The 5,619-nt window shown below is 35.9% G+C and carries 10 protein-coding genes; 2 read left to right on the top strand and 8 right to left on the bottom strand.

Going from position 1 to position 5,619, the window contains the following annotated elements; translation table 11 throughout:
• Positions 1–475 (top strand): hypothetical protein (locus tag AOG55_RS09520; protein ID WP_236688993.1); only part of this gene is annotated, 475 nt, incomplete at its 5' end.
• Positions 468–794, top strand: a complete 327-nt coding sequence (locus AOG55_RS07620) for a transcriptional regulator (RefSeq protein ID WP_055041127.1) — start codon at positions 468–470, stop codon at positions 792–794. The genes AOG55_RS09520 and AOG55_RS07620, both read left to right, overlap by 8 nt.
• Positions 795–798: 4 nt before the next feature.
• Here AOG55_RS07620 and AOG55_RS07615 read toward each other — a convergent pair whose 3' ends face one another.
• The 8 genes from AOG55_RS07615 to AOG55_RS09515 form a co-directional block, all read right to left on the bottom strand.
• Positions 799–1,251, bottom strand: a complete 453-nt coding sequence (locus AOG55_RS07615) for a Zn-ribbon domain-containing OB-fold protein (RefSeq protein WP_054963783.1) — start codon at positions 1,249–1,251, stop codon at positions 799–801.
• Complete coding sequence (locus AOG55_RS07610) at positions 1,252–2,511, bottom strand: thiolase domain-containing protein (RefSeq protein WP_055041126.1); 1,260 nt, start codon at positions 2,509–2,511, stop codon at positions 1,252–1,254.
• 5 nt (positions 2,512–2,516) lie between these two features.
• Positions 2,517–3,641: an acyl-CoA dehydrogenase family protein gene (locus tag AOG55_RS07605; RefSeq protein WP_055041125.1), complete on the bottom strand. Its 1,125-nt coding sequence runs from the start codon at positions 3,639–3,641 to the stop codon at positions 2,517–2,519.
• Between the two features lie 181 nt (positions 3,642–3,822).
• Positions 3,823–4,254 (bottom strand): AMP-binding enzyme, encoded by a 432-nt coding sequence (locus AOG55_RS07600; protein ID WP_055041124.1) that lies wholly within the window; start codon positions 4,252–4,254, stop codon positions 3,823–3,825.
• Between the two features lie 136 nt (positions 4,255–4,390).
• Positions 4,391–4,606 carry an AMP-binding protein gene (locus AOG55_RS09415; RefSeq protein WP_330218584.1) on the bottom strand — a complete coding sequence of 72 codons (216 nt, stop codon included), beginning with the start codon at positions 4,604–4,606 and terminating at the stop codon, positions 4,391–4,393.
• Positions 4,607–4,630: 24 nt separating this feature from the next.
• Positions 4,631–4,756, bottom strand: a complete 126-nt coding sequence (locus AOG55_RS09780; RefSeq protein WP_269082535.1) for a hypothetical protein — start codon at positions 4,754–4,756, stop codon at positions 4,631–4,633.
• Positions 4,757–5,186: 430 nt separating this feature from the next.
• The gene (locus AOG55_RS09825; RefSeq protein ID WP_175266982.1) at positions 5,187–5,285 is read right to left on the bottom strand and encodes an AMP-binding protein; all 99 of its coding nucleotides are present in this window, start codon (positions 5,283–5,285) and stop codon (positions 5,187–5,189) included.
• Between the two features lie 56 nt (positions 5,286–5,341).
• Positions 5,342–5,619: acetyl-coenzyme A synthetase N-terminal domain-containing protein (locus tag AOG55_RS09515; protein ID WP_162216772.1), on the bottom strand; the 278-nt coding region annotated here is incomplete at its 5' end.

Here is a 5,619-nt window from a genome sequence, read left to right as displayed (position 1 = left end):
TTATGGAAAAGTTTTTTTAGGAATACATTTATCAAAAAGCATTTTTAGAAGGGCGTATAGAAGTATAAAACTTAAATCAGGATACCGGACACCCAAATTCAGGAAAATTAATTATTTATATATGATTATAATTATTATAATACTGTTATCCTTCGCATATTTTTTTCAGTATAATTATTTCTATTATGCCATTGCATTATACACTGTTAATATTCTATTTTTTTTCCTTGGATTTAAAATTCTTGGTTATATCAAAATTAGCCTTGATAATATTCCCCTGGAAGGTTACATAGCCTTTTATACGTATATTTCAAGCGCACTTGCAACAATTTTATTTTTCATTTTTTCATCGTTTTATCTTGGTAATTATGTTTATTTCTCATTCGATTTCTGGATAATATCAGTAATTGGCTGGATGTTCTCATCGTTTTATGCACTGTACCATGCTCCTGATGAGGTTGTTTCAAATGAGTGATATAGGTGATCTTAGCAGGCTGATAAATAATGACGCATTAAGGTCATCTATAAGAATATTGATTCTAATATCCCTTGCCATAAATGAAAAAATGTACTTTACTGATATTTTAAATTTGACTGGTATAGGAAGGGGAAGTTTAAGCAATCATCTCGATATACTAATACACTCGGGATATATTAAGGATAAAACTGTGTTTACACTCTCAGGGCCGCGTAGAATGCTGGAAATTACAGATAAGGGCAAAATTTTTTATAATAATTATATAAAAATTATTAATGAAATAGGATTAAATCCCAGAAAAAAAATTGATGAATAAATTATCAGGCCGGCACAAAGTAAACATCATTAACATCAAATTTCTGCAGCCTCCTAAATTTTGCCCTCACGGGCATGCCTATGTAAACATTCTTATTTTCCTTATTAACAAGTCTTGACATAAATAATGAATCAATGCCTTCAAATTCAACAAGTATTAATGTGTAAGGTGTTTCATTTATAAAATTTTCACCTGAATAATAACACGTTGTAAATGAATGTATTTTTCCTGTTAATGGAAGATTTATATCATCTGTTTCAGAACCGCAGAACATGCAATATTTTCTGTATGTTCCATATCTATAATTGCATTTTTTGCATTCTGAACCAAGAAGTATTCCCCTGCCTAGGGATGTAAAAAATTTGGAATCCTGCGCATAACTGTGAATGTATTCTATATTGTAATCAAATTCTTTAACAAGTGGGTCTGTTTTCATCACCCTTGTATATCTATCCATTTAAACCGCCTCCATAACAGTGACTGTTTCATATGCACCGGTTCCAGCATGGCTGTGTATTATTCCTGTATTATGATTTTTTACCTGTAAGTTATTATTTCCAAAATGCCTTGATATGTTTCCCTGAAGCTGCCAGAATGCATATACTGCCTGCATTATTCCGGTTGCACCTATTGCGTGGCCCGATGCCTGAAGGCCGCCCTCCATATTTACAGGTATGTCACCGTCTATATTTGGCCTGCCCTCCTCTATGAATTTGCCCCCATCACCATACCTGCAGAATCCCATATCCTCATATGCCTGTATCTCTGCTGATGTGTATGCATCATAAAGTTCTGCAAAGTCTACCTCCTTTTCAGGATTTTTTATACCGGCACGTTCATATGCCATTTTTGCCGCAAGCCTACCGGCCTTAAATGAATGAACGCCAGGGTACTTAAGATTTTTATAATCATTTTTAGTTTCATTTGGAAGGAGTGGCACATCACCGAAGGTTCTGTCTGCAAGTCTCATTGTATCGCTTGATGCACCAATGGATTTAATTAAAACGGGTTTATCTGAAAACGATTTTGCAGCATCCTCCGATGCAAGTATCGCTGCAGCAGCGCCATCTGACATCAGACATATATCAAGCATTTTTAATGGTGTTGATACAACCGGAGAATTTAGTACGTCATCAACATTAATTTTCATTGGTGCCTGGGCAAAGGGATTATGCAATGCATTGTTATGGTTTTTTACAGATACAAGGGCCATTTGCCTTTCTGTTGTTCCAAATTCATGCATGTGTCTTGTTGCCATGAGTGCGTAATATGCAGTGTAAAATCCTCCCAGTGGATAATCAAAATTTGAATCACTGCCAAGTGCTATGAGATCATTACCCCTCCAGGTGTTTACATGGGACATGTTTTCAAAGCCATAGACAAGGCATGTTTCCATATTCCCTGATGCGATCTCTTCATATGCTGTTTGAAATGCAAGCCCACCGGTTGCACCACCCCCCTCTATTCTCTTTGACGGTTTTCCTGACATGCCTATATAATCATTTGTCATGGCACCGGCTATGAGCTGGCCCAAAAAATGATCAGAAAAATACGCTGAAACTGAACCATCAATATCACCTACATCCATTTTAATATCCCTTAATGCATAATCCACTGCATTTTTAACATTTAGCCTGAAATCCTCATCATAATTGTATTTCCTGAACTTTGTCAGCCCACCTGATATCATGTAAACATTCCTTGATTTATATGCCATTTTACTCACTTTTTATATTTTTTTATTAACGATTCTGATATGACCTTTTTCCTTATTTCATTTGTGCCGGCACCGATTGTTAACAGAATGGAATCCCTGAAAACCCTTTCTATTTCAAAGTCCTTGATGTAACCGTAGCCGCCGAATATCTGCAGGGCCTCTCTGGCAATATACTCTGATGACTCAGATGCATATAGAATGGCTGCAGCGGCATCAAGGGCATCCATTTTATCATTGTTTACCCTTTTTAAGGCCTCAAGGGCAAATAACCTTGACGATTCAAATTTTGTGTACATATACGCAAGCTTTTCCTGTATTAATTCAAATTCATGTATGGGTTTTCCAAACTGATTTCTTTCAATAGAATATTCAATGGCCAGGTCAAAAGCCCTTCTGGCTATGCCAATGGCATTGAATGATAGCACAGCCCTTTCCATGTTTAATCCACTTAAAAGCACCTTTTTGCCACTATTAAGGCCGCCCACAATCCTATCGGATTTTATTCTTATATTATTGAAATATATTTCACCGGTTGGAGAACCGCGCATCCCCAGTTTTTCAAACCTTTTTCCCCTGGAAAAGCCCTCATCATCAGAAAGTATTAAAAATGCGGTATAATTATCTCCGGTTCTTGCATATGTTAGAAACTGATCTGCGTACGGTGCATTTGTTATGAATGTCTTGCTGCCATTTATAACATAATTATCACCATCCTTTACTGCATTTGTTTTCATGGATAACGCATCAGATCCAGATGACGGTTCTGTCATTCCAAGAGAACCAATGTTATCCCCAGAGCATAATTTTGGCACATAATTTTCCCTTATGTATTCAGAACCATTTCTGTAAAGGTTATCCAGGCAAAGATTGCTATGTGCCCCATATGATAAACCAAGGGAACCGCTGGCGTAACTTATCTCCTCCTCTATTATCGCCTGAGAAATATAATCTGATCCAGAACCACCATACTCTTCTGGTATGGTAATGCCAAGGTATCCAAGGGAACCCATTTTTTTGAAAATCTCCCTGGGAAAATAATCATCATGATCAATTTTTCTGGAAACAGGCATTATCTCCTTTTCTGAGAATGATTTAACGCTCTCCCTTAAAATATCATATTCTTCCTCCAATAAATCACCTGTTTATCATAATTTAGAAATATATAAAATATTTTAATTGGGATTTTTTACCTCATTTTTTTCAATGGATTCTGGATTTTCAAGGCCGGTAATATTACCTGAAATATATCCATTTGATACTATTTAGCGTAGAAGCCTTCTCATTATTTTTCCTGACCCTGTCTTTGGCATTTCAGATATTATATATTCTTCCAGTAATGGCAAATTTGCCTATTGAATCATTGATTACCTTCCTTATGCGATTTTTTATCTCATTAGAATCTTCTATCTTACTATTTAAGGTAATAAACACTGCGGGAATAACGCCCTTTATCTCATCGTCTATATTAATAACAGCAGCATCTGATATTTCTGGTATGGGCATTATGCTGTTTTCCATTTCCATTCTTGATAATCTGTGTCCTGCAACATTTATGACATCATCGGTACGGCCAAATACCCAGATATGTTTATACTCATCCTCCACCTTATCATAATTGCAGTAATAACCATTGAATACAGAAAAATAATTGTTGACATACCTTTCATGGTTATTCCAGACATCACGTGCAAGAGATAGAAATGGCTGTTTTAACACCAGTGTTACTATGGTTCCTGGACTCACATGATTCCCATTTTTAACAAGAATTGCATATGCATGTCCTGGCAGTGCCAGCCCACATGAATCTTGTCTGGCAGATGTTATTCCAATGATTGAGGATGTTCATGCACCACCTGCTTCTGTCTAGCCACATGTATTATTAATCTCTATTTTTTTTATTTCCAATATTTTTATAAATCCAGTGCCATGTTTTTATGTCAATTGGCTCACCAACAATGGAAATTAATCTTAATGACGAGAGGTCATGATTTTTTACTGCCTCCCTGCCATACCTTGCAAGCATCCTCAGCAGTGTTGGTGCCGTAAACACTTTTGTTACTCTGTATTTTTCAATAATTCCATAAAAATGTTCTATTGACGCATAATCCAGAGCGCCGTCTTAGGCTATCACCGTACCATTGTGTGCAAGGGCACCAGCAAGCTCATAAATGGGAAATGTAAGCCAGCCAACATCTGCAGTGCACCAGTAAATATTATTATTGTTTAAATTTGCGGGGTATTCCACAAAATAATAGGCTCCAATAATAACCGGATTGAAATATGCCCTTTGGCCTCGATGTTGTGCCTAATGTGTATATGAAAAATCCCGGCTCATTTGCCTCCATTGGTAACGGGTATGTGCCATCATTTATCTGGTTTAAAATATCATCAAAATAAATATCATCCTCCTGCATTTTAAATAGGCAATGAACCTGTTCTTCTTACAACTATGACCTTTTCAATTGATTTAACCCCTGACCTCACAGAGTTAAGTGTGTTTTTAAGATTCATGTACTTATCCCTACTTATGGATTAGTCCTCTGTTATAACGATACTGCTTTTGTATCCTCAATTCTTTCAAGTAGTGCATTTGCAGAAAATCCTGAGAATATTATATTGTATATGGCACCTATTCTATAACATGCATATACTGAAATAAACGCTTCCGGTATATTTTACATGTAAATGGCAACAACATCGCCTTTTTTTACACCGATTTTCTGTAGGCCTATGGCAAATCTTGATACATAATCCTTTAGTTCCCCATATGTTATTTTTCGTTCTTTACCATCCTAGCTTACCCATATTATGGCAGTTTTATCTGGATTTTTCATCGCATTTCTGTCCACACAAATATAAGAAACGTTAGAATAGCCTCCTGTAAAAAATACAAATCCGGGAAAGGTTCATCTAATAACTTTATCATATTTTTGTACCACTCAAATTTTGATGCAATGCAGTCCCAGTATTTTTCAGGGTTTATTGTGGAATCAGCATAAAATTTTTTATAATAGTCCTCAGAACCAAATTCCGATATTATGGCATTATCTTTTAATGGTTTTATTAAAGCAGTTTTAGAAATATCTTTATTCTGCGCAATTTCTATAT

Source organism: Acidiplasma cupricumulans, assembly GCF_001402935.1.
In the GTDB taxonomy this organism is placed as follows: Archaea; Thermoplasmatota; Thermoplasmata; order Thermoplasmatales; family Thermoplasmataceae; genus Acidiplasma; species Acidiplasma aeolicum.
Note: the sequence above shows the minus strand (reverse complement) of the source record. Positions and strands in the feature narration are given on the sequence as shown.